Annotated in this window: 26 protein-coding genes and 1 pseudogene; 15 read left to right on the forward strand and 12 right to left on the reverse strand. The window is 50.5% G+C overall.

The features are described 5' to 3' along the window. The first annotated feature begins 22 nt into the window (after window positions 1–22). The 5 genes from trpB (at window position 23) to ABI361_01505 (ending at window position 3,416) form a co-directional block, all read left to right on the forward strand. Complete coding sequence (gene trpB / locus ABI361_01485; protein ID MEO9319323.1) at window positions 23–1,246, forward strand: tryptophan synthase subunit beta; 1,224 nt, start codon at window positions 23–25, stop codon at window positions 1,244–1,246. Between the two features lie 7 nt (window positions 1,247–1,253). Beyond that, a complete protein-coding gene (trpA, locus tag ABI361_01490) occupies window positions 1,254–2,051 on the forward strand; it encodes a tryptophan synthase subunit alpha (GenBank protein MEO9319324.1) in 798 nt (265 codons plus the stop codon). Window positions 2,052–2,116: 65 nt separating this feature from the next. Further along, a complete protein-coding gene (locus tag ABI361_01495; GenBank protein ID MEO9319325.1) occupies window positions 2,117–2,935 on the forward strand; it encodes a hypothetical protein in 819 nt (272 codons plus the stop codon). A gap of 60 nt (window positions 2,936–2,995) precedes the next feature. Next, the gene (locus ABI361_01500) at window positions 2,996–3,145 is read left to right on the forward strand and encodes a hypothetical protein (protein ID MEO9319326.1); all 150 of its coding nucleotides are present in this window, start codon (window positions 2,996–2,998) and stop codon (window positions 3,143–3,145) included. Next, the gene (locus tag ABI361_01505) at window positions 3,129–3,416 is read left to right on the forward strand and encodes a hypothetical protein (GenBank protein ID MEO9319327.1); all 288 of its coding nucleotides are present in this window, start codon (window positions 3,129–3,131) and stop codon (window positions 3,414–3,416) included. Before ABI361_01500 ends, ABI361_01505 begins: the two co-directional genes overlap by 17 nt. A gap of 45 nt (window positions 3,417–3,461) precedes the next feature. Here ABI361_01505 and ABI361_01510 read toward each other — a convergent pair whose 3' ends face one another. After that, window positions 3,462–3,791 carry a hypothetical protein gene (locus ABI361_01510; GenBank protein MEO9319328.1) on the reverse strand — a complete coding sequence of 110 codons (330 nt, stop codon included), beginning with the start codon at window positions 3,789–3,791 and terminating at the stop codon, window positions 3,462–3,464. Window positions 3,792–3,855: 64 nt separating this feature from the next. Further along, window positions 3,856–4,710, reverse strand: a complete 855-nt coding sequence (locus ABI361_01515; protein ID MEO9319329.1) for a hypothetical protein — start codon at window positions 4,708–4,710, stop codon at window positions 3,856–3,858. 303 nt (window positions 4,711–5,013) lie between these two features. Here ABI361_01515 and ABI361_01520 point away from each other — a divergent pair. Next, window positions 5,014–5,151: pseudogene (locus ABI361_01520) on the forward strand (DUF5679 domain-containing protein). A 203-nt stretch (window positions 5,152–5,354) separates the two neighbouring features. Then, window positions 5,355–6,377, forward strand: coding sequence for a DNA repair and recombination protein RadA (radA, locus tag ABI361_01525; protein ID MEO9319330.1), 1,023 nt, complete (start codon window positions 5,355–5,357; stop codon window positions 6,375–6,377). Here the strand turns inward: radA and trpD are convergent. Together trpD and ABI361_01535 are read right to left on the reverse strand one after the other, a co-directional pair. After that, entirely contained in the window at window positions 6,374–7,453 is a 1,080-nt protein-coding gene (gene trpD, locus ABI361_01530; GenBank protein MEO9319331.1) for an anthranilate phosphoribosyltransferase, read from the reverse strand. The two genes, radA and trpD, sit on opposite strands and share 4 nt — an antisense overlap. Beyond that, window positions 7,450–8,037 carry an aminodeoxychorismate/anthranilate synthase component II gene (locus ABI361_01535; GenBank protein MEO9319332.1) on the reverse strand — a complete coding sequence of 196 codons (588 nt, stop codon included), beginning with the start codon at window positions 8,035–8,037 and terminating at the stop codon, window positions 7,450–7,452. The genes trpD and ABI361_01535 overlap by 4 nt, the downstream gene beginning before the upstream one ends. A gap of 195 nt (window positions 8,038–8,232) precedes the next feature. Between ABI361_01535 and ABI361_01540 the strand changes: the two genes are divergently transcribed. Beyond that, on the forward strand, window positions 8,233–9,276 hold the full coding sequence (locus ABI361_01540) for a type II glyceraldehyde-3-phosphate dehydrogenase (protein MEO9319333.1): 1,044 nt from the start codon (window positions 8,233–8,235) through the stop codon (window positions 9,274–9,276). 94 nt (window positions 9,277–9,370) lie between these two features. Then, the gene (locus ABI361_01545; protein ID MEO9319334.1) at window positions 9,371–9,508 is read left to right on the forward strand and encodes a hypothetical protein; all 138 of its coding nucleotides are present in this window, start codon (window positions 9,371–9,373) and stop codon (window positions 9,506–9,508) included. A 4-nt stretch (window positions 9,509–9,512) separates the two neighbouring features. Here the strand turns inward: ABI361_01545 and ABI361_01550 are convergent, their stop codons facing one another. After that, the gene (locus ABI361_01550; GenBank protein MEO9319335.1) at window positions 9,513–10,064 is read right to left on the reverse strand and encodes a CBS domain-containing protein; all 552 of its coding nucleotides are present in this window, start codon (window positions 10,062–10,064) and stop codon (window positions 9,513–9,515) included. 173 nt (window positions 10,065–10,237) lie between these two features. Between ABI361_01550 and prf1 the strand changes: the two genes are divergently transcribed. The 3 genes from prf1 to ABI361_01565 all read left to right on the forward strand — a co-directional run bounded on the left by prf1 (window position 10,238) and on the right by ABI361_01565 (window position 14,036). Beyond that, complete coding sequence (gene prf1 / locus ABI361_01555; protein ID MEO9319336.1) at window positions 10,238–11,515, forward strand: peptide chain release factor aRF-1; 1,278 nt, start codon at window positions 10,238–10,240, stop codon at window positions 11,513–11,515. A 234-nt stretch (window positions 11,516–11,749) separates the two neighbouring features. Then, the gene (locus ABI361_01560) at window positions 11,750–13,336 is read left to right on the forward strand and encodes an ATP-binding protein (GenBank protein MEO9319337.1); all 1,587 of its coding nucleotides are present in this window, start codon (window positions 11,750–11,752) and stop codon (window positions 13,334–13,336) included. A gap of 94 nt (window positions 13,337–13,430) precedes the next feature. Then, window positions 13,431–14,036 carry a proteasome subunit beta gene (locus ABI361_01565; GenBank protein MEO9319338.1) on the forward strand — a complete coding sequence of 202 codons (606 nt, stop codon included), beginning with the start codon at window positions 13,431–13,433 and terminating at the stop codon, window positions 14,034–14,036. Here ABI361_01565 and ABI361_01570 read toward each other — a convergent pair. Together ABI361_01570 and ABI361_01575 are read right to left on the reverse strand one after the other, a co-directional pair. Beyond that, a complete protein-coding gene (locus ABI361_01570; protein ID MEO9319339.1) occupies window positions 14,023–14,514 on the reverse strand; it encodes a PUA domain-containing protein in 492 nt (163 codons plus the stop codon). The genes ABI361_01565 and ABI361_01570 overlap by 14 nt on opposite strands. A gap of 88 nt (window positions 14,515–14,602) precedes the next feature. Beyond that, entirely contained in the window at window positions 14,603–15,616 is a 1,014-nt protein-coding gene (locus tag ABI361_01575; protein ID MEO9319340.1) for a homoserine dehydrogenase, read from the reverse strand. Window positions 15,617–15,783: 167 nt separating this feature from the next. On the opposite strand from ABI361_01575, the gene ABI361_01580 reads away from it, so the two are divergent. After that, window positions 15,784–16,545, forward strand: a complete 762-nt coding sequence (locus ABI361_01580; protein MEO9319341.1) for a sulfite exporter TauE/SafE family protein — start codon at window positions 15,784–15,786, stop codon at window positions 16,543–16,545. A gap of 69 nt (window positions 16,546–16,614) precedes the next feature. Here the strand turns inward: ABI361_01580 and ABI361_01585 are convergent, their stop codons facing one another. The 5 genes from ABI361_01585 to purK are packed head-to-tail and all read right to left on the reverse strand — an operon-like array spanning window position 16,615 to window position 20,949. Continuing rightward, complete coding sequence (locus tag ABI361_01585; GenBank protein MEO9319342.1) at window positions 16,615–18,429, reverse strand: SDR family NAD(P)-dependent oxidoreductase; 1,815 nt, start codon at window positions 18,427–18,429, stop codon at window positions 16,615–16,617. A 53-nt stretch (window positions 18,430–18,482) separates the two neighbouring features. Beyond that, window positions 18,483–18,884, reverse strand: a complete 402-nt coding sequence (locus tag ABI361_01590; protein ID MEO9319343.1) for a hypothetical protein — start codon at window positions 18,882–18,884, stop codon at window positions 18,483–18,485. A 6-nt stretch (window positions 18,885–18,890) separates the two neighbouring features. Further along, entirely contained in the window at window positions 18,891–19,193 is a 303-nt protein-coding gene (locus tag ABI361_01595; protein MEO9319344.1) for a hypothetical protein, read from the reverse strand. A gap of 33 nt (window positions 19,194–19,226) precedes the next feature. Then, on the reverse strand, window positions 19,227–19,754 hold the full coding sequence (purE, locus tag ABI361_01600) for a 5-(carboxyamino)imidazole ribonucleotide mutase (protein ID MEO9319345.1): 528 nt from the start codon (window positions 19,752–19,754) through the stop codon (window positions 19,227–19,229). A gap of 1 nt (window position 19,755) precedes the next feature. After that, complete coding sequence (gene purK / locus ABI361_01605) at window positions 19,756–20,949, reverse strand: 5-(carboxyamino)imidazole ribonucleotide synthase (protein MEO9319346.1); 1,194 nt, start codon at window positions 20,947–20,949, stop codon at window positions 19,756–19,758. Window positions 20,950–21,082: 133 nt separating this feature from the next. Here purK and purC point away from each other — a divergent pair, with 133 nt between their 5' ends. After that, window positions 21,083–21,916, forward strand: a complete 834-nt coding sequence (purC, locus tag ABI361_01610) for a phosphoribosylaminoimidazolesuccinocarboxamide synthase (protein MEO9319347.1) — start codon at window positions 21,083–21,085, stop codon at window positions 21,914–21,916. 284 nt (window positions 21,917–22,200) lie between these two features. After that, on the forward strand, window positions 22,201–22,794 hold the full coding sequence (locus ABI361_01615; protein MEO9319348.1) for a winged helix-turn-helix domain-containing protein: 594 nt from the start codon (window positions 22,201–22,203) through the stop codon (window positions 22,792–22,794). Window positions 22,795–23,054 lie beyond the last annotated feature (260 nt).

Raw genomic sequence — 23,054 nt, forward strand, 5'->3', positions numbered from 1 at the left:
GCCCTAATGCCAACGAAGGCTGGTGTTAACTTCCTATCCCATTGAGGGCAGATTTGGGAAGTACGGGGGCAGGTTTATCCCGGAAACACTCCTTCCCGCGGTCGAGGAGCTGGAATCGGCATACCTTAGACTCAAGGCAGATGTCGAGTTCAAGAAAGAGCTTGACTATTTACTCAGTCGTTTTGCAGGCAGGCCTACTCCTCTCTACGCCGCAAAAAATCTGACCGAGAAGATTGGCGGTGCGAGCATACTTCTCAAGCGCGAAGACCTTCTGCATGGCGGAGCTCACAAAATAAACAACACGCTTGGTCAAGCCTTGCTTGCAAAGAAAATGGGCAAAAAACGGATAATCGCGGAAACCGGCGCGGGCCAGCACGGGGTGGGCGCTGCAATCGCATGTGCTGCCCTTGGCATGAAGTCGGTCGTATACATGGGTTCAAAGGATGTAGAGAGGCAGAAATTGAATGTTTTTAGAATGAAGTTGCTCGGAGCCGAAGTCATTCCAGTTGAGTCTGGAAGCAAGACCCTCAAGGACGCGATAAACGAAGCACTTCGGGACTGGATAGCCAACATCCGCGATACATACTATCTTCTGGGCTCGGCGGTAGGCCCTCATCCCTATCCTATGATAGTCCGCGACTTTCAGAGCGTGATAGGAAGCGAAATTAAACTGCAATCAATGGAGTTTTTTGGACGGCTACCAGACTTTGTGGTCGCGTGCGTGGGCGGAGGCAGCAATGCAATCGGATCTTTTTACCCATTTCTCGATGATGCAGACGTGCGGCTGCACGGAGTCGAGGCGGAAGGTTCTGGCATTAAGACGGGAAAACATTCTGCTACCTTATGCACAGGTTCTGAAGGGGTTTTGCATGGCATGAGGACCTATCTCATGCAGGACAAGGACGGCCAGGTAATGGAAACCCACAGCATCTCCGCCGGCCTCGACTATCCAGGGGTCGGTCCAGAACACGCAATGTTGAAGGACATTGGCCGCGCGGAGTACTCTAGCTGTACCGATGATCAGGCTGTCGATGCGTTTCTCGCACTTTCAAGGTACGAGGGGATAATACCCGCGCTTGAATCTTCTCATGCGCTGGCGCACGCCATGGAGCTGGCCCGCACGCTCGACCCTTCAAAACGCATAGTTGTAACGATTTCCGGAAGGGGCGACAAGGACGTGCAGCTTATAGAGGATTACCTTTCACGCCAGCCGCGCAGAGGACGGCGAAAAAGAGCTGGCAAGTGACGGAAGGATTCAGCAGACATTCGCTGAGCTTCGAAAGAAGCGGGAATGCGGTTTGGTATGCTACATCATGGCAGGTTACCCAGACTCGCGTTCGTCGATAAGGATTGCCGATTCGCTAATACGAGGAGGCGCCGATGCAATTGAAATTGGGATTCCATTTTCCGACCCTGTCGCCGACGGACCAACTATCCAGAAAGCCTCAACCGCCTCACTACAGGCAGGCATGACGCCTTCAAAGGCCCTCGGAATCGCTCGCTCAATCAGGAGCGCTCACGCACGAACGCCCCTTCTTGCAATGACCTACTCGAATATAATTCTGAGAAATGGAATTTCTTCCTTTTTACATTCTGCCAAACTCTGCGGGATAGACGGATTTGTCATTCCAGACCTTCCGGTAGAGGAGGCCGGCGAGTTCATCGATGAGTCCAAAATCAAAAACCTTGATACTGTGTTCCTTGCCTCGCCCAACACCCCGAAAGAACGGATTGAGCGCATAGCAGGCAAGACTACTGGCTTCTTGTACTTGGTTTCCGTATATGGAACAACAGGCAGCAGGGCTCAATTCGAGCAGTACAGCGCGGATGCAATCGCCTCAGCCAAGGCTGCAGTGGCCGGCAAGGTGCCGGTTGCAGTCGGCTTTGGCATCTCTCGCCCCGCCCATGTAAAGTTCATGAAGGACGCAGGCGCCGATGCAGTCATTGTTGGAAGTGCAATCGTGGACATCATTACCCGGCGGAAAAAAATGGAAGACGGTCTTAGGGAATTGGAATCGTTCGCACGACGGCTAAAGCGCGCATGCAGGTAAACCATTTTTTTGCCGGGTGCCAAAGCGGCAAAGTACTTTAGACAGCCTGATTCAGAATTTAGAGCTTGAATGAGCGCGAACTCAAGTATAGGTTCTGGCAGGCAGTCTGCGATGGGTCGATAGGAAACAATGACCTGTTTACTATTCCTCGCCCGAGCGAGGCAACCAAGCTCCATGTGGTAGAAGAAGCCGAATTCCGCAACTTTGACCTGCTTATCGCCTCGATTGGAACTTCTGAAGGAGGTCTCACCACGCAAGCCGATGGCAGTCCTGCATTTGCATCGCAGACCTCGAGTCTATACTATCACTTTGCGATAAAGAATCGATGCAGAATAGACAAGTTAAGTTTCTTTCCGGTGGAGTTAAAATCCGATAATGACGTGCTGGACGAGCGGCTTGCAAGGCAGGTTGCAAATGCCCTTTTCGCGTTTGGAAACTCAATCGTGGTCTTTGACCAAAACCACTCAAAGAGAATCTCAAAGTCGCCTTTGGTCAAAGCCTTGCCCTCCACACTGGTAACCTATTCAGAGCCGGGCGGCTTTGAAGTGCTTTCGAAACCGATTCTGGATTCTCGATTACAGCGCAAGTCGATAGACAAGAGAAAACTGGCAGCTTTGCTGATGAGCTCTGATCCTCAGCTCAGTCACTCCAGAGTCTCAAAGCGACTCGAATTGATAGAGTTGATTCTGAACAAGGTCTTATTCAATCAACACTACTTTTTTTCACCCGGCTTTGGCCTATCAACAGACGAGATCGGTTTTCTAGCCTCAATCATGGGATGCAGCATACCGCGTCAGAGGCGCATGCTTGCTGACCTTATACGGGAGACGAGCAACAGCAAGCTGACTGATTATATCGACTGTCCTAATGTAGATCACGTTTAAGTTAGTGTTAAAGAACAATCTTGGCATCCCTTCTTATTCGATGTGAAAAAGTAGTCTATCATGAGTCTTCTAGTCGAACAGGAAGAAATCATCGAGGGAGTCCCGGTGTGCGGCGCCAACCTGTCCTCGCCAGTTGTAGACACAGCATACTACATCGACGAGATACACTACAGAATCGGCAGCAGGATGTACGTTGAAAATGCAGACTAAGCGAAACAGCACCAATCCGGTTCCTGAGCTGGATGAAGACAGGGACATGGAGCTGGAAAATATCATCGGAAATCTAATGATCGCCCAGTACCAAGTCGACAAGTTGCGATCGCGCCTCAGCGAGCGTGTAGGTGGCTATGGTTCGGCGAGCAACAAGAAAGCTTCGGCGCACATTTTCAAACACGCAGACAAATGGTACAAAGTCACCGTAAAAGTTGACGAAATGGCGATAGGACAACGCGACCTTTCCTCGAGCGAGGAAATCAAATAGCGCGTGGAACTGGACAATCCACGACAACACCTTTTTGTTTTTTAGCTAAGGAAAGACTATGCCCGAGTTATCTGAGGCATACGCGAGAATATTGATTGTAAGTTGAATCTTTCTTCCATGAAAGTCTACAATGATTACCTCGACGTCATCTAAGGATTCCGAAGTGTCTGGCCCCTCCAGGGCCTTTATGACTACGTGAAGCGATTCGTGCGATATGACAAGCGGCATGAATAGCTCGGTTCCAGTAAAACTCGTCAGGTTAGCCTTTGCCTCGGCTGCGGCTTGGACGATTATCATGGTGCTACCTTCATACGTAAAGTAGCCTGGAGACTCATCTACCGCGCAGGCAAATGCGAAATCGTCAATGGCACCCATATTGAATAGCTACTTCCTCGCAGTGTTTGAGTTCAGGAAGCGTAAAATTAGACTGCTCAACCGGTCATTCCTTGTCTTCATAAAGGAGTTTAAGTTCGTCTAAACTCAACTTTGAACCCGCTTCGAGCTTCTTTCGAGCCGATTCTTTCACTTTGAACAAGGCGTCGTCCGGAATAGAGTAGCCATACTGCTCACGCTGACGCTTCCGCATTTCTGCCATGGAATCCATTCTCAAGTTAACAGATTCAAACCTCTTTAGATTGTCCGTGTATTGTGAAAGAAGCGAATCTTTTTCGGAGGCAAGCCGGCGCTTTGAATCATAAAGCTCGTCTAACCTACCATTGATCTGACCAAGCAGACTCTTCTTTTGTTCAGATTCTGCCTCCAGACCCATAATGACATCTCGGATCTTTGTCGCCTGCTCTGTTAACTGCGCTAGCTGTTCTGAGACCATTCTAGTCGCCCTTATGGCTTCAAGTTTCATCGACGCGTCCTTGAGCCGAGAAAGCAGCTCGCTTTTTTCCCGTTCGTTTTTGTATTGGCCAGTGTCAAGTTGAGCCTGGATTGCCTGTACTTGCGCGCCTATCTCAGTCTCACTTTCCGAGGGTAGCCGGCTCTGCATTAATGACAAGAAGTTTCTTGACTGTGTTATTTTGTCGCTGACAGACAGCAGCAAGGCGTTCTGCTTGCCCACTAGGTCTTTGTTCTGTCGGGATTGCTCGAGGATGCCTTCCATCTCTGACCTGGCATTTCTAATCGATGATTGAATGGTCTGCGTTAATTCGCGATCAATCTGAACTAGCCTCCCAGACTGTTCCTTTAGTTCCAAGTTCAACCTTCGCCTGAGACCGACGAGTTCGTCCCAGCCTAGCGAGGCGACATTGTCAGTGGGCTCTGGTCCCTGCTGTTCTGAGTCCAACTCGATAGGAATCATTACAAGAAGATGATATAAAAATAATACTACCACTAAGTCAAAAGTGAGAATAGTTGGAAATCCCGCAAGCATACACCAACCAAATTGTGACACCCTTCGGTGATTGCGGCGCGCACAAGCTTGACTATGTTATTTCTGAAAAAAATCCTGATGTCCGTGAGTGTTACTGCGATTTTCATATCCGCAGAACCATAGCCTAAGCAGTTTGGTGCCAAATTTGAAGCTGATTATATAAATTAACACAGTGTGGAGCTATTCTTATATCCAAGCGTGCTCGACGTTAAGCTGTTGGCAACACAAGCATATTGTGTAAAGTGCAAAGCAAAGCGGGAAATGAAAGGAGAAAAACAGGTAACAATGAAAAACGGCCGCCCTGCAACGCAGGGAACATGTCCGGTCTGCGGAACAAAGATGTTCAAGATTGGCGGAGGCGCTTCGGCGGCCAAGCCCAAAAAGGCAGTCGCAAAGGCCAAGGCAAAGCCTAAGGCCAAGCCGAAGAAGTAGTTTAAGTTGTCTAGGAGTACCTAGACAACAACTTTTTCAATTTTCAGACTTATTATTGAACGAGGGACTCCCCCTCCCCGGGGTGCTTCATTGATTATATACTTGCGAGAAAAAGCATACTCGAAATGACTGAAACCCGCAACGTGGTCGAACTTGAGATAGAAGACATTGAGGGAGTCGGACCGACGACCGCCCGCAAAATGAAAGACGCCGGCATTACGTCGGTAATGGAGCTGGCCACTGCAGTAGCGGATGAGCTCGCAGCCGACCTTGGCGGCTCGAAAGAAACCGCGTCGACATTTATCATGGCAGCTCAAAAGCTACTTCGTGAAAGCGGTATTCTTGATAAGGAATTTACAACCGCAGATGTCGAGCTTGAAAAAAGAAAATCGCTCCTCCGGTGCACCACCGGTGCCAAAGCCCTAGATGACCTTCTGCTCGGAGGCATCGAGACCCAGGCTATCACTGAATTTTACGGAGAATTTGGAAGCGGCAAGAGCCAGGTGTGTCACACCCTGTGTGCCACTGCCCAGCAGCCTGTTGAAGAAGGCGGCCTAGGCGGAGGCGTCATTTTTATTGACACCGAGGGCACTTTCAGGCCTGAGAGGGTCGATCAGATCGCCCGTGCAAGAGGGCTCAACTCTGAGGAAGCGCTGAAAAAGATCGCAATTTGCAAAGCATACAATAGCAGCCACCTTGAGCTTATCGTGAAATCTATGGGCAAATACATTGACGACTTTAAAGCGAAAATCATAATCATTGATAGCATAATTTCGCTGCACAGGGCAGAATTCGCCGGGAGGGGAACGCTTGCCGACAGACAACAAAGGCTCAACGGCATCATGCACAAACTTGTAAGGATTGCCGAGATTTACAACGTGGCCATAATAGTCACCAACCAAGTGCAATCTACTCCAGATACCTTCTTTGGGGATCCTACAAAGCCCGCAGGCGGAAACGTAATAGGACACGCATCCACCTACAGAATCTACCTTCGCAAGGCAGGGAACGACAGAATAGCAAAGATGATCGACTCGCCGTACCATCCTTATCAGGACGTTCGGTTGACTGTAAATGAAAAGGGGATTGACGATGTCGATGCCGACAGCCCTAAAAAGAAGGGGGCAAAGGACAAGGAATCAGACTAAAGGCCGAGGTAATCTTTCTCGGCAGTTCCGAGTTTTTTCAAATCGCCGCAGCGCTCAACGAGTCCCGTCAGCTGTCGCCTCGCGGCGCCGGTGCTAATTGCCTCACGGGACCGTTTTACTCCCTCTTCAAAGCTGGCGCACGTTGCGGAGACTAGTAGTGCCGCGGCGGCATTTAGTACCACAACGTCTTCCTTCTGCCTCGAACCGATTCCGTAAATGACCTTCAACGTCTCTGTGACAGATTCCTCCTTGGATGCAACTTGCAGGTCTGTTATACCGGTCTCCTTCATACCCAGTTCGCCAGGCGAGACAACTGTACTCTCCTTGCCACTGTTACGAATCCAAGTAACCTTGCTGGAGCACGTAGTAGACAGTTCGTCCAGTCCATCGGAGCCGCTAACTATCATCACATTTGCTCCATGCTCTCCGAGGGCCTCAACTAATCTGGCTGCCAGCGACTCTGAATAGACACCGATTACCTGACCCGAAAGGTTTTCGCAAGGGTTGCACAGCGGGCCCGCGATGTTAAAGACGGACCTGACTCCCATCGCTTTCCTTGCCGAGGAGACATTCCGCATGAGAGGGTGAAACATCGGGGCAAAGAGAAATCCAAGACCTATTTCTTCAATTGACTTCTGTACACCAGAAGGAGGGCTGTCAAGCGCAAAACCAACTGCTTCCATAAAATCTGCACTTCCGCAAACTCCTGAAGAGGAGCGGTTGCCGTGCTTGGCGATAGTTGCGCCGGCAGCCGATGCCACAATACCGGCCACCGTGCTTATGTTGAAAGTTGACTTGGAGTCGCCGCCGGTACCGCAAGTATCAATAATTTTTCCGGCGCTTTTTGGAGAGATCGTTCTGGAATGTTTCTTGATGGACCGAACCGCAGCGCGGATTTCTGCAGGGCTCTCGCCCTTCATTGCTAGCGCAACTAGAAACGAGGCAATTTCAGCGTCGCCGAGCCTGCCAAGAAGCATGTCGTCAAATGCCTGTTCCGCTTCATGCTCTGTAAGGTCGCAGCGGTCTAGCATCCGTCGGATAAGTTGCCTGATTTCAGTCGACGTGCGCAGGATCACTTCTTTACCATTGCGACAAAGTTTGACAGGAGTCTCTTGCCCTCGTCTGTCAGCACTGACTCGGGATGGAACTGAACACCCTCAATCAGGTACTTGTTGTGGCGGATTGCCATAATCTCACCGTCGTCTAGCGCGGTCGCAGTCACTGTCAGGCAGGAAGGAACCGTGCCTTTTTCTGCGACTAAGGAGTGGTACCGGGTCGCCCTGAATGGATTTTTGAGGTTCTCAAACAAATTGTCCTTCGTATATCTTATGGTGCTTGTCTTTCCATGCCTGACCCTGCCTGCATTCACGACCTTTCCTCCGAAAGCATGTACTATTCCCTGGTGCCCGAGGCAAACGCCGAGAATGGGAATTTTCTCGCCGAGTTCAAGAATTACATCAGTGCAAACGCCAAAATAGTTCCTGTCTGCCGGATGGCCCGGTCCTGGAGAGATAACGATTGCATCAGGGTTAATTTGCGCTATTTGATTGACCGAAATTGCATCGTTGCGAACAACGGCAGGTTCCGTGCCAATCTCGCCAAGAAGCTGGGCTAGGTTGTACACGAATGAATCGTAATTGTCAATAATCAATATCCTCAGGCGAAGCAGCCTCCAAAGTCTGAAAAATTACTTACAAGCGTGGTTAAACGGTCGCCAAAAAAGATCGCCTCGATACATGCCTCTCTGATATTGGTCGGCCCAAACGCTATTTAAGTCTAGTGAAGTTTTTCAAAAACCAAGCAATCTATATAAAAGATGCGAACGATCCGCTGATCGTTACTGTAGTGAGTTTTCTTGGTCAAAGTCTTCATTAACGGATACGGCAACATTGGAAGGAGGCTGGCGACGGCACTGGCTGCAGACAAAGAATTCCAGCTTATGGGTGTAGCCAAGTACAGCCCGGACGAGAAGGTAAAAGAAGCTCTGGACAACCGCCTAGATGTTTTTGTCCCGGACGGGCAGGAGGATGCATTCAAGGAAAAAGGCTACGCGGTCACAGGCAAAGTCAGCGACGCGGTGAAGGCAAGCGACATTATTGTTGACGCCGCAAAAGAGGGCGGAGGTTTTGAGAACAAAAGAAGCCTATATCTTCCCATGAAGAAACGCGCCGTCTTTCAGGGCGGTGAGGAGAGGCATGGCGAATTCGCAGTCGCAGACATGATACACAATTCAAGAGTGAATTATCGTCAGGCGGCAGACAAGGACTATGTAATTCAAGGCAGCTGTAATGTCTCTGGGATGGGCAGAATCATGCAGCCACTTATCGAAAAATACGGCGACCGAATCTTGAGGTGGGACGTCGAGCTAATCCGCAGGTGGGCCGACCTCGAGGATGTCAAACCGGTAAAGGATTCAATCGAGTGGGACCGCGAGCCTCACCACCAGAATGATGTGAAGGACTTTATCCCTTCTGCCAATCTCTACGTCGATGCCTTCAAGGTTCCTTCTCGCATGATGCATCTTCACCAGATGTTCATCCGGTTCAAAGGCGCCGCGCCCTCGAAGGATGACATTTCAGAGTGTTACAAGAGCGAATTCGGAGTGTCTGTTCTTCGAAGCGCCAAAGGCACAGGCGATGTCCGCAAGAAGGCAATCGAGCTAGGTTTTGCACATGGCGACACTAACATGGTGCACATACACGAGGATATCATGAGAGTTCAGGGAGACGTCATAAAAATAGGATACTCGGACGACCAGACGGGTATGGTCATACCCGAAAATCATTTGCTACTGCAGTCCATGGCTTTCAAGCGTCCGCGGAATGAGGCACTGCTTCGCACTGACAATCTCTTTCGGCTCTCCGAGAAGAAGCGGATCATGGAACAGGAATTCAAGTGATCTCGCTTTTTGTCATTTAGCCGAAATGGATAAGAAGCAAAATGCACCAGCCGGAAACGTTCAAGTATGCTATAATATCATAGGAAAAGTACGCATGGTCAAGAATTCTTCCGTCGCTAAGGAATGTGCCCTGTGTGGCACGATGCTTGCCCCCGGAAGCGACGTGAGCATCTGCCGAGAATGCCTGAAGTGCGCTGACTGTTGCGTCGGCCTCGAAAAACTCGACAGCTAGAATACTACTCTACCATTTTGAGCGTATCCGTAATCGTGACTATGCCTATCACCTTACCCTTTTCACTGACGAGAATGGATTTGGCAAACCTGACGAGGGGTATGAGGGCCTTGGCGGGAGTTGAAACATCAACTATTGGGGGTGGGGGTTCCATTACCTCGGAGACGAGCAGGTTTTTTATGTCCTCACCCTTCTCGGCCACAGCCTTTGCGACCCCGTCCTCCGTCAGGATTCCTACCGCATGGGTCGCTTCAAAGACTGGAAGCTGACTTATGGAATTCTGCCTCATAGAATCGATTGCCCTGTGCAGTTTTTCTTTTTTCTGGACGGATATTAGCAGCCTGCTGCAGATATCTCCGGCTTTGGTGGAAGACTTGCCCTCAAGCGAAGCAAGGACCTCAAAGATTCTTCTAGCGGTCTCGTAGCTTGGCTTACACCTGCCTGACTCAACTTGGTTTAACATTGACGTGCTGATGTTTGCCATGTTGGCAAGCATGCGCTGAGAAACGCCAAGCCTCATGCGCGCCTGCTTGATGTAATCCAGCTTTGGAAGCAATCACGAGAAGTAAGTACCGCTGCAATTATACACCTTTCGAGCAACAAAGCGCGCCGCCAATAGAGCAGCCCGCGACGCGTTCTAGCCGTTCGCCTCTAGCGTTGCGAGACGGGCAAGCACCTACTAGATCACTTATATTATGTGCAAGGGGTTTTTTATTGTTATTAGAAATAATGGGCAGCGACAATGGGAAATGGAATTCTGTCGAAAGATACAAGCTTACCAAGATGATAAACGAGTTATCCAAGATCTCCGGCCATGGGACTGAGCTTGTATCAGTCTATGTTCCGCCGCGTCGGCCGCTTTACGACGTTATCTCGCAACTTCGCAACGAAGCCGGCACAGCGTCGAACATAAAGTCTGACCTTACACGGACTCACGTGCAGGACGCCCTGAGCAGGACTGTGGAGTTTCTCAAGACACTCCGAGATACGCCAAAAAATGGTCTCATAGTGTTTTGCGGCGCCATCCCCAATGACAAAGGGATAGGGAAGGAGAAAATAGAGATTTTTCCAATCCAGGATCCCCCCAAGGAAGTGAAAATAAGCCTTTACAGGTGCGACGACCACTTTTGGACCGACCATCTTAGAGACATGCTAAAGGACGACAAGGTCATGGCTGTTTTGGCCGTCGATACCCAGGAGGCAGGGTTTGGAATACTTACCGGCGATCGGTCCGAAACCGTCGACTCTATTACCTCGGGCGTAGCTGGAAAGCACCGCCAGGGCGGCCAGTCTGCCCGTAGATTCGAAAGGCTTCGCGAAAACGAGCTCAATGAATTCTACCACAGGATTGCAGCGCACGCAAAAAAGATATTCATCGATCAGTACAATGTAAAAGGCCTTATAGTCGGCGGGCCGGGCCCGACCAAGGAGAACTTCCTCAAAGAAGAGTATCTGGATTACCGACTTCAGAACAACATTATTGCAACTCTCGACACTTCATACTCAGGTGACGAGGGCGTCCGGGAAATTATCAATAAGGCACAGAACGAAGGAGTTCTTACAGAGTACAGGGTTATGGAGGAAAAGCAGCTCATAAAAAAGTTCATGGGCGAGGTACACTCGGGAAGAGGCCTAGGCATCTATGGATTGCAGGATGTCCTTTCTGCACTTCGGGCAGGCAGCGTCGATCTCGCGCTCGTGACCGATGACATTCCCTATGTAAAAATCGATTTCAGGTGCAAGAGCTGCAAGCGAGTTCAGGAAAAGGTCGTGGATAGAACTCAGGTTATAGCGACCAAGCAAGAATTTCTAGCAAAGCCCTGTCCTAATTGCGGTTCTGCCGACATTGAAGCGTCAGAAATCGATATTGTGGATTACTTGCAGGAGCTTAGCAGCGCGTCAGGTGCTAGACTCGAAGTTATTTCAGGCCAGACCGAGGAAGGCCAGCAACTTTCAAGTCTTGGAAGGATCGGCGCAATTTTGCGCTATAGGTTGGTTCAATCCTAGGGTTACGCACAACTGCAAATTTCCGGTTCGAGAGAGCAGCCCGAGCAGAGAACAAGAGGGCCACATCCGGCAGGCGTGCATGCCTCAATTGTTCGGGCATCCTTTCCGCATCGACACTTCATAAAGTGAGACCCGCATTCAAATTCAATATTTATGTTACGGGCTTGCTCAGGGCGCCCACGCTTGAACTTGACAATCCATAAATAAAGGCAGCCGAATACGGGAATTATTACGATGCCAACCGAGCTGAAGGTTCATCCGTCCTTTTTTAAGGAATTCGCCACAAAAACATGGGTCTCACCGACCGAGATTGTAAAGGAGCTTGTTGAAAATGCGTTTGACGAAGACGCAACGCGAGTGCTCATTACTATTTTGAAAGACGGTTCGCTTGCAGTCGAAGACGATGCGGGAATGGATCAGGTCGGCATGGAAAAGTTCCTGCTGCTCGGATCTCCCCACAAGCGAGTTGAGACGGTTTCTCCGAAACTCAGGCGCATAAGGACTGGCAGATACGGAACTGGTAGGCTTTCATTCCTTACCTCTTTCGAGAAGATGAAAATCAGAACCAAGCGCGGATCCTTTAGCAAGTCAATAGTGATAGATAGCAACGTTCTCGACCAGTTGTTTGCAGGAAATGCAAAACTTCAAGAGCTGCGCGAGCCAGCACTCGGGAGAAACGGGACCGAACTTGTCATGAGCGGCTCGAAAGGCGAGGTCGACCTTTTCAGAATCATGAAAGAGGTGCGCAAGTTGGCAGTGCTGCGCCACCCGATGTTTGAGGTAGGCATCAAGACTGCAGATTCATTCAAAGAATGGGACTCTAGCGGTGCCCAGCTAATCAGGGCCCCGGAGATTCAAGGGCATAAAGTGCCTGTCAACCTCGATAACGGAAGGATTACGGGCGAGATAATTATCGCCAGGCGTCCACTATCCGAGGATGAGAGGGGCATAGCAGTTATGGTGGGCAGTCATATTGTCATACGGACGAACTTTGGATTTGACGCACGAATGAGCAGGGTCACCGGCCAGGTGCGATGCGACGCCCTGACAACTCGGTTCGCCGACAAATCAGCTATCATTGAAGACGAGGAATTTGCAAAATTCAACCAGCAAATGAGGGCTTTTGTGACGAGTTCTGTTATTCCGGCACTTAGCGAATATGAGGACGTGCTGATAACCCGCGAAGAGTCGAGAATATACCGAGAAATCGATAAAGTCCTAGGTCAGGCGCTGGTCGATACGTTGGAGACTACGGAGGAAGTGCAAGGCTACGAAATGGTGGATGTCAAGGAGGTTGTCAAGGCCGACGAAAAGCCTTCAGCTCGCAAGCCTGCGCGGTCCAAAGAAATCGAGGATTATGATGAGCCATCGCCATTTTCTCAGACGGCTGAAAGCGAAAGGTCAAGAAACCCATCATCAATGGACTCACAGTCCATCGCAGCAGGGCAGGAGCTGGTTGACGTTGTCGACGAGCGTCAGGCTGATGGCACTATAGTCAGGACGAGAAAGATTCGCAAGCCGATCCTAAAGAAAACCTTTGCCCTCAAGAGAATAGGCTACAAGGTGATACCTTACGAGGACGAATCCGATTCAAGGTACAGCTTCACAAACGAGGGCGTCGTTTTCGTTAACAAGGCCAATTCAACGTACAAAGCGGAAGCTGCCAGAGGAGATGAGTTTTTGCTTCGGCACATTATCGGCCTGGTCGCGGAGGCCGTCGCCCAGTCAAAGCACCCGGAGGGGAAGGACGCTCTGGAGCTTCAAAACCGCCTCGTTTCTGAAGCGATTCGTATTCACGACTACTCCGTGATGCGAAAGTAACGCCTCGGGAATCTGGCTTATGCCGGAGCGACTCATACCGCAACAGTCTGAGAGAAACGACTAAATCTAACTGCCGCTGGCAAATGGATAGAAAATGGCATTTGAATTCATGCCGGGCGCTACGGTCGTAGGGATTTCTTATAGCGATGGCGTTATTTTGGCAGCAGAGAAACGAGTTTCTTTTGGAACATTTGTGGTTAACAAGAACATAAAAAAGACTTTTCCTGTCACCAAGTACGTAGGCGCGGCATGCGCCGGGATGGTTGCAGACATGCAGGTACTGGTAAGACAGGTTGAAGCGCTGTCCAAGATAAGGAAACTTGAGACTCGCCGTAACGTGCCGCCGAACTCTGTGGCGAAACTAATGTCCGTGATCATGTTCGAGCGCAGGTATTTTCCTTTGTTGACTCAGGTAATTGTCGGCGGGATCGATACCAAGCCTGAAATTTACACGCTTGACCCGTTAGGTTCGGTGCTACCTGACGAGTACGCCGCCGTTGGGACTGGGGCCGAAATGGCGCTTGGCATCATGGACGCAGAGTACAAGCCGGCAATGACCGAAGAAAAAGCCCGAGAGTTGGCAATACGCGCAATCAAGTCTGCCACTCAACGAGATGCTGCAAGCGGCGACGGCATCGATGTCCTCTACATTACCAAATCGGGAACAAGAGAAGAAACGCTGGCGCTCAAGAACGCGTAACTTTTACTTCTTTTGCGGCTTCCCATATCTTGTCGCTGATATAGTGCAAGTTCTCCACTACGTACCCTTTGGTCATACTAGCGGCTGCCTGCGAATCATCCAGGGCTAACCCGACCGCGAGAACCTTGCCATGCTGCTGGTCTCTTACTGTCACGATGCTTCCTTTCTTAAATTCGTCAAATCTGGTAACCCCGGGCCTCATTACATTAGCTCCATTGCAGACAAACTTTACTGCCCCCATGTCGACCGTCACAGTCGGAAATTTTTGCAGCAACTCGGCCTCCCCAAGGAACGGGATTATTTTGTCTTCAGAAACCTTTGCGCAAACAACCTCGTCTGATACCAAAAGCGATTTCTGGGCGTCAATTTCGTACGATTTGAAGTTCTTTACTCGAGGCACGCTTCCTTGTGGCCACGAGGATCTCATCGTGTCCAGGAGCGATGATGTGTCAGATTTTGAAAGTACCGCTACTTTCACACTTGTCCGGGTCTCCAGGCACCCGGGGACCGGATCCTACAATTAATTTATTCGAATCACGAGCGACTGTGGAGGCCAGTCTGGGTCCTTACTTGTTGCTAAAGACGCTATCGCGGATCTCTATCATGTCTCTCAGGATAGCACTCGCGGTCTCCATTCCGCCTGCCCCCTTTCCTATTATAGTCTGCGTGCCCGAGTGCTCGGAGGAAAATGAAACGGCATTTAGCGTTCCGTTGACGCAGATTGGATCGGAGTTCGGAACCTGTCCCGGGGATACCTCAAGTCGCTTGCCGTCGCACGTTGCAAGCAGCTTCAAGGCGGACCCTGACTTTATTGCCCGCCGGATGTCAGCCTCAGTTACTTCCGTAATGCCTGACCTTCTGACATCGCGGAGTGTGACCTTCATTCCCATTATCCAGTTTGCCATAATGACAAGTTTCGCAGCGGCGTCAAAACCCTCTACGTCAAGCGTGGGATCGGCCTCTGCGTATCCCTTCTTGCTGGCATCACCAAGGGCCTCTCGATAACTCATTCCCTCTGCCATCAGGCTGAGGATGTAGTTTGTAGTCCCATTCAAAATTCCGCGAAATGACGTGATTCTGTCTCCCTTAAGGCAGCGCTTGGCAAACTCGAGGATTGGAGTCCCGCCTCCTACCGTACCGCTGAACCGCAGCATTACCCCATTATAGCTGGCCAGCTCGAGAAGTGAGGGAAAGGCCAAGGCCAATGGGCCCTTGTTGACGCTTATTACGTGCTTGCCGGTCCTCATGGCAGAAATGATATGCGACATTCCCGGCTCGCCATCCTTCAGGTTGGTTGCGGTGCATTCGATTACGATTTCAGCCTCGACGTTTTCGATTACCTGATTGGCATCGAAATTCGCGCCCTTGGCCTTGCCGGCGACGCTTCCAGTCTCCTTCTTGTTCTCCAACAACCTTTTCAGGTCTACCCCCGCAGGAGAGACAATCGCAGTCTTGGCATCCACGCAAGCGACAATTCGTGGCTTCATACCGTATTCAGTGTACAGGTCGGCAGAGCGAGATACAAGTAGCTTGGCCAGACTCTGTCCGACGACGCCAAAGCCGACAAGAATTATTCGCACCGCCGTACGCTTGGCGTCAGGTACTAATAAGAATAACATAACTGACGCGCATTATTGCATTCCGGACACGCAGCGGCTTGCTAGTCAATGATACCTTACCCGGATAGCAAATGTTTTATCAGGACAGACAACAGCTAATTGCGCAGGTTCGTCCTTTAGTGTATGAAATGTTTCCGATTCTCGTGCTTATAGGGTTCGCGGCAGGCACGCTAGGATCGATGATTGGAGTCGGGGGCGGCATAATTATCGTACCGTTCCTGACTTTTTTTGGGATGCAGCCTGCACAGATTGCCAGTACGAGTCTGTTTGCAGTAACTTCCACGAGTGTGTCTTCGAGCATCGAGTACTCCAGGCAAAAGAGAATAGACTACAAACTTGCGATCTCGATGGCGGCGGCCGCTCTACCCGGCACCGTGCTTGGCGCCGTGCTATCGCACAGCATCTCTCTTGAGTCATTCAGGTTGTACTTTGCCATCTTGCTCGCCATAGCAGGGCTTTACGTTCTCTACAAGACGCGCATCCTGAGAGAGCCCCAGACCAAGAGTCCGACCTTTTCAACCAAGTTGGCGGTGGTTGCCCTGAGCTTCGTGGCCGGAGTGATTTCAAGCCTGTTTGGTGTTGGAGGCGGTATTATCTTCGTGCCGGCGATGCTTTTGCTTCTGGGCATTGCCATGCAGCGCGCAGCGCCGACTTCGCAGATGATTCTGCTGATAACCTCCATAGGCGGGCTTGTGGCACATATTGCACTAGGGCATCCGGATTACGTGTCCGGCATTTTGCTTGCCGCCGGCGCGGTCATTGGAGGCCAGGTTGGTGCTCGGTTATCAAAGAGAGTGCGAGATTACTATTTGCAGGCCGCCCTGGGAATTGTGCTGATTGGCGTATCTGCGAAACTTATCTACGACTGGATGGTTCAGAGCAGGTTATAAGCGGCTTTGTAATGCTCAAAGCGTCCCAGCGATTCTGTTGGGCCACACCTTTGGAAGGCAGACTCGGAGCTATTGACGGCCCTCGTCGATGTAGTATATCGCCTCGTTTCCGCCACCTGATATTCCCGAGGCCAGAGTCAGCACTGACTCGCTGAGGTTCTTCGGGTCGGGTTGACTGCCTTCGGCTGTGCCTGCGAGAACTAAATACAGTCGTATTTGCGATCCCAATACATCGCCAAGTTCCTGGTTTACAGTCGCCGTGTAAGGACGCAAAGCTGCTCGGAAAACGTCCGCTCTGGCGCGCACTTCGCCAGAGATTTTCTTGCCAACTGGAGAATCGGGACCCACGATTACGAGGCGGCCATGTGCACCTTTGTATTTTGAAGGCTCCTGCACAGCCCCTTCTGGAGCCATAGCGTTGACCGCTTCCTTTACAAGAAGGCCCGGCACGTGGATGTAGTTGGAAACGAGTGCGTCCCATTCTGCTCTAGAAAGAGTGCCCATTTGCTTTCCATAATCATAGTCACCTGTAAAGTGAATTAGTGCATTGACTTGACCGAATTTAGATTTGGCCGTGTGCAAAATCCGCCTGACAGAATCTTCTTCAGCCAAATTCAGCGCATGACTGTGAAAGTCTTTATACTTGTCGCTGTCCTTTGGATTGCCGTACAGGATAATCACCTGCTTTGCACCGAGCGAGTTAGCCATTTTTGCAACCTCTTTGACCCTCTCGATGTCTTTGGAGGCTGAGGAGGTGGTTGTGAGAATTATGACCTTGCCCGAAACCCGGGGGTCTCCTTCTCTTATCACGGAGGTTCCCACAATGGGCTTAACGGGGTAGAAGACCCTGTCGTTTGGTATGACCCTGCCGTTTATCAGCCTGCCAATCTTTTCCCCGCAAAGATTGACAACCATCTCGGCCACGTCATCTTGTGACAGGAACTCCCCGTCTACAATCATCTTGCTCGTATTGGACTGGATCTTTTCGGCGATTTCCTGAATCTTGCTCAGTGCGCTTGAGACAAGGTCTACTGCCTTTTGCATTTCCTCGTCTGCAGTGCGCCCTCGCGCTTTTTGGATGCCTTCTGCCACTTTCAACACGCCCGCCTTGACCACCTGTTCGTCCTCCCCCAGTAATGGCAGAGCATCCGCAGTCACCTTTTCAATTTCAGCCGCGCTCAAGCCGGGAAAGCCCCCTATGCGCAGAAATTCTGCCGCCGCTTTTGGATAGACCGTCTTGTATATCCTGTCCGAATGAACCGGCCCCGGGTTAGTCGCAATGGAGCGAATTTCTCTAGAGGCCATTTCCCATGCAAGTGCCTCCGCAAGCCTGTTCTTGGCACCTTGTGACGCGGTATAAGGCGTTCTAAACCTGTAGGGTCTTTGCTCGTACCTGTTCTCCTCAGAAAAGAAAGTTGAAATGGTCAGAATGGTTGACCCGGGCTGCATCACGCGAAGGGCACAGGCAGAGGTCCAAAAAGTGCCTGTTAGATGGATTGTCACGCAATCCCGAAATTCCTGGACCGATGCATTCGTAAAGGCTTTCACGGGACCGGAAACGCCTGCGTTGTTCACAACTATGTCCACCTTTCCAAATTGTTCTTTTAGCTGCTCAAACATTGCGGAGATTCCAGACTCGTCGGAAACGTCCACACCCGGAAACGCTGTTACGGAGGCAGACGAACCAACCGACGAAATGATGTCTTTGAGAATCTTTGAAGTCTGATCCAATGGTTCCTTTCGCCTGCCCATGATAACGATATTAGCACCTCCCTGAGCAAATCTGCGCGCTATAGCCTGACCAATTCCGGTTCCGCTACCCGTGATAACCACAACCTTACCTGCAAAATCAAGGGGCCGACTGAGAGATTGATTCTGCGTCACGCTCTTGAGAGCCCGATGAAGGTCTATTAAATTTAGCGAGGTTACACTTGTCGTTACGGGGCTTTCGAAATCTGACCGGTTACCATCCTGACATGCATGGCGATCCGGTCTGCGATCTCTGCCATAGTATGGCTAAAGTGCGTGTCGTATTCGCTGTGCCACTTGCCATAAATTCTAACAAGGGATCCGACGGGGTCCACGCGGATTTCACCTTCGAATAATAAAACTTCCTTCAACATTGCACTCAGTTGAGCATCGTTCTGGAGGGTGTCGGCAAAACTACTCGAGCCAGTCCAACGCACGTCGATTACCTGCTTGCTACCGAATCTACCTTTGGTAATCGGCTCACATTTGGCGAGAAGCCGCTCGTTATCATCGGAATTGCACTCGACGATAAAATGGAGCTGATATGAGTCGAGCGCCCCATATGGCAGCGGAGAAGGATCGTTAGACACGATCGTCTAGCTCCTCTGGATTACTTGAACATAACTGAAGTTCCTGCCGCTTACCCTCACTAGTCCTCTGTTTGTAACTACCCTTGGCCCAAATCCGAACATCTGGCTAGAAGCCTGTAATGATTCAATCTTTGTGGACCCGACGGGAAGTGCCTGCGCCTCGTACCCTTCGCGTTGCATTTCTTCGGCAATCTGTTCATTTAATGTCCTTAGTTTTATTGTCACTGGCTCAATTTCGCCGTGATCTTCCTCGTGAACTAACTCGCTAGAATGGGATTGCTTTTCTAAAGGCTGATCGCGCGGGCTCACTGGGATACATAATCTTTTGTGGCTAAATAAATTCTACTGCCTTCTTATGGAGTCTAGGTACTGATCGGCCCCTATTTGTTCAAGGCGTTCGCCCTTCTTGCGCACCTCTTTCTTGAGATTGTTCTTGAAACGCTCTAGTTTTGCTGCCAGCTCGGGGTCGGCGGTAGCAAGAATCTGGCAGGCAAGAATTCCCGCATTCTTGGCCCCGTTGATGGCGACCGTGGCGACGGGTACTCCGACGGGCATTTGCGCGATGGAAAGAAGCGAGTCAAGGCCGTCCAAGCTCGAGGTCTTGATCGGGACGCCGATGACTGGAAGCGTCGTCATGGAAGCAACCATTCCGGGTAAATGGGCAGCCCCGCCAGCACCAGCGATTATAACCTTGATGCCTCTTGCCTTCGCAGATTTGGCATATCGTGACATAAAATCTGCGGAACGGTGGGCAGAGACTATTTTGACTTCGTGAGTCACCTTGAAAGATTCAAGCAAGTCTGCGGCCGCCTTCATTACCGAGAGGTCAGAGTCGCTACCCATAATGATTCCAACTCGGATGGTGGGCAACTTATCCGGCCTCCTGAATACCAATTATTTTCAGAGCTGCACGGGCGTTGCTTGCTCGAGTGCTGGCCTCCCGTACTGTTTTGCCCAGGGCCGTGATATGGCCTAACTTGCGCCGGGGCCTCGAGGTGCTCTTGCCGTAGATATAAAGCGAAGTTTGTGGTACGGCTAGCGATTTTTGCAGTCCTGTGACAGAATATGACCCGTCGACACCCTCTGGCCCCAAAATATTTACCATGGCCGCCGGCGAGAGGAGCTTTGGCTTTGCCAGTGGCAGGTTCAGGACGCAGCGGAGGTGCTGCTCGAACTGAGATACAGAACAGGCCTCGTTAGCATAGTGGCCGGAATTGTGAGGACGCGGAGCGACTTCGTTTACGAGGATCTCACCCGCATATGACCAAAACATTTCCACGCCGAAAATACCTGCACTTCCAAAGGCGGCCATAGTCCTTCTGGCAATGAGGTCTGCCTTCCGTGCGACAGGCGGCGGCACGCCCGCAGGGGCTAACGTAGTATCAAGTATGCTGTTCTCGTGGATGTTGTGAGCAAGTGGAAAACATTCTATCTGGCCAGCAGGATTCCGTGCCACCATTATCGAAAGCTCCTTTCGGAACTTGACGAACTTTTCCACAAAGCACTCCTTTTCTCCAAAATAATCAATCGCATCTGGAATCTGGCGCGCAGATCGAATGAGAAAGTTTCCCCTACCGTCGTACGAGTCTTCGGCAGCCTTCATCATTAGCGGGTACCCGAATTGATCGCATAGCTGTCTCAACTCTTCCGAGGACTTGACAGGGGCAAAATCAGTCACGGGAATATTGTTTTGACGCAAAAAGTTCTTTTGCCTCAGCTTGTTCTGGATGGTCAAAAGTGCTGCAGGACGGGGTCTAACCGGGAAGCCGCTGGCTTCAAGTTCATGAAGCGCTTTAGAATTTGCCAGTTCGATTTCGAAGGTTATAAAATCGACTTTTCTTCCAAGCTCTCTAATAGCCTCATCGTTCTTAAAGTCAGCTACAATTTGCTCGTCGGCAACGCCAGAGGCAGGGCAGTCGGGAGAGGGGTCAATGATAACAACGTGAATTGCCATCCGCTTGGCCTCGGCTGCTATCATTTTACCGAGCTGCCCGCCTCCAATGATCCCGATGCGGACCTTGCGGTTCAATGAAAAGCTGTCTATCTTTTCTTCAAGAGCAGGCAAACTGAAGCGGAGTTCTATCCTGCACACTAAAATTCCTATCTAAGGCCACAGAGTAAGCGATTCTGAAAAAAACAGCTTCACATAGCCCACATTACCTACACTTTTTATTATATTCGTCGCCTCAGCAGTTCCGTTGAAGCTGCTGCATCAGGGCAAGGTGAAGGACGTTTACGCTGCAGAAGACGGCAACCTCCTTTTCCATTTCACGGACAGAATTTCTGCCTTTGACGTGAGGTTTCCAACGCCCGTTCCTCGCAAGGGCGAGGTGCTGTGCAGGTTTGCCGAGTACTGGTTCACGACCCTCTATGCTCCAAATCACATGATACGAGTCGTCGATCGGGATAAAATGCTGGTAAGGCCGCTCAAAATGATTGGCTTGGAATGCGTGGTGAGAGGTTACTTCTATGGCAGCCTTGCGGAGAGGTTCAATTCCGGTCTGCCCACGCCGTTAAGTGCAAAAACAAGGCCAGAGCTGGCCTCGCGGCTGGATCACCCTATATTTGACCCCACGACCAAATCTGAGGAGCACGACCGGCCCGTCACCACTCAAGAGGCTATCGAAATCGCCTCGATTACGCATAAACAATACGACTATCTGTCAGAGACCTCCGTCAGACTATACCAAGAGATGTCTGACCGCGCCTCCGCGGCGGGCTATATAATGTCGGATGTCAAGTTTGAATTCGGTTTTGATGCGGCCGGCGACATTGTCCTTGCTGATTCCCTAGGACCAGACGAATTCAGGCTCTGGAAGGCGAGCGATTATTCTCCAGGCAAGATCCAGGACAGCTACGACAAGCAAATCCTAAGGGATTGGTTAGTAGAAACCGGCTTCAAGAGGCAAGTAGACATGCTCGCGGCAGAAGGGAAGAAGCCAACGGCCCCCGCGATACCTCAGAACATATTACAAAAGCTTAGCGAGCGATATATCGCTGCCTACGAGTCGGTAACGGGTCGAGATCTGTAGCATTTTGCTCAGTTTTCGACCACGTATTTTTACCGATTGGCCAGAAGGTGGGGCCTATTCTTGGATTTTCTTCTTGATTGCAAAGGTATCATTTACCAAGCTGATATTCGTCGCCCCGCCAGTAGTGCCATGCGTGCGTTACTAGTATGCTGCGTACGCGCTATTAGTACGTAGACAGTACGCATATTGGTCATTGCGTGTCAATGGCGGTAATACTGGTTTATCCATTTGCCAACGAATTATGATTTATGCATTTTTTACCCCCTGCAAATAAGATAACAAAATTGGCAAACAGCATTTTTACAAAGGGCGTTACAAAGAAAAAATTGATTGTACTTAACGAAAAAACTGCCCTGGCACTCTCCGATCCTGTTCGCGCGAAAATCCTTCTTGCTCTGACCCACAGACCCATGAATGCGGAGGAAATTGCCGCCGCGCTGAAGCCCTTAGGAATGGACAAAGCGACAAGCACAATCAGACATCACTTGGATGTGCTCAAGGGCTGCAATCTGGTAGAGGTCTCGCGAATTGACGAAGTACGCGGCGCTGTGACAAAATACTACTCTCCTCGCGCAAAGCTGATGGAGGAACAGACCTCGGACGATATTGAGCTAAATGCAAAGCTGGTTGATGAAACCTGCAGAAAACTCGCAAAGCTAATGGCAGCAGCTGTCAAAAACTTGGGATTAACCGAAACCAAAGAAGGGCTGCCAGCCTGTTCGCTTTGCAGCTCGAGCCATGCAAGGGAGCTGTCGTTGATCACCCTGCTCAACTATTGCACTCTCAGAGTGCTGGAGGACGAAACCTTCCAGAAGGCATTGGCCGTGCCCGCCGCCGCGCCAAGAGACGCGCGGCCTTCCCGGTCAAAAGGATCCTAACGACGCCTGGAAGTCGCTTTGCTCAGGGCTTTCTGAACGCCTTCTTGTTGGTCAAGCCAGTCGTCAAAATAGGTCAAGAGCAGATGGGCGGCAAGTTCCTCTTTCGAATGGTCTACCTTCAAATGAATCGGCATGTAATCTGCAGACAGGTAAAGATTGCATATATAGCAGAAAGGATTCAGCTCGTGCTTCTGGATTGTCTTGCGACGTGCTCGCATCACCACTTTCAGTTTTTTGATCAGGCAATTACAGTATATAAC

This window comes from Nitrososphaera sp., assembly GCA_039938515.1.
Classification (GTDB): domain Archaea; phylum Thermoproteota; class Nitrososphaeria; order Nitrososphaerales; family Nitrososphaeraceae; genus Nitrososphaera.

Excerpts from the sequence above, each read along its gene's own strand:
- ABI361_01500 (MEO9319326.1), top strand. The coding sequence starts at position 2,996 with ATGAGTCTTCTAGTCGAACAGGAAGAAATCATCGAGGGAGTCCCGGTG.
- ABI361_01510 (MEO9319328.1), bottom strand. The coding sequence starts at position 3,791 with ATGGGTGCCATTGACGATTTCGCATTTGCCTGCGCGGTAGATGAGTCT.
- radA (MEO9319330.1), top strand. The coding sequence starts at position 5,355 with ATGACTGAAACCCGCAACGTGGTCGAACTTGAGATAGAAGACATTGAG.
- ABI361_01545 (MEO9319334.1), top strand. The coding sequence starts at position 9,371 with ATGGTCAAGAATTCTTCCGTCGCTAAGGAATGTGCCCTGTGTGGCACG.
- prf1 (MEO9319336.1), top strand. The coding sequence starts at position 10,238 with ATGGGCAGCGACAATGGGAAATGGAATTCTGTCGAAAGATACAAGCTT.
- ABI361_01560 (MEO9319337.1), top strand. The coding sequence starts at position 11,750 with ATGCCAACCGAGCTGAAGGTTCATCCGTCCTTTTTTAAGGAATTCGCC.
- ABI361_01565 (MEO9319338.1), top strand. The coding sequence starts at position 13,431 with ATGGCATTTGAATTCATGCCGGGCGCTACGGTCGTAGGGATTTCTTAT.
- ABI361_01580 (MEO9319341.1), top strand. The coding sequence starts at position 15,784 with ATGTTTCCGATTCTCGTGCTTATAGGGTTCGCGGCAGGCACGCTAGGA.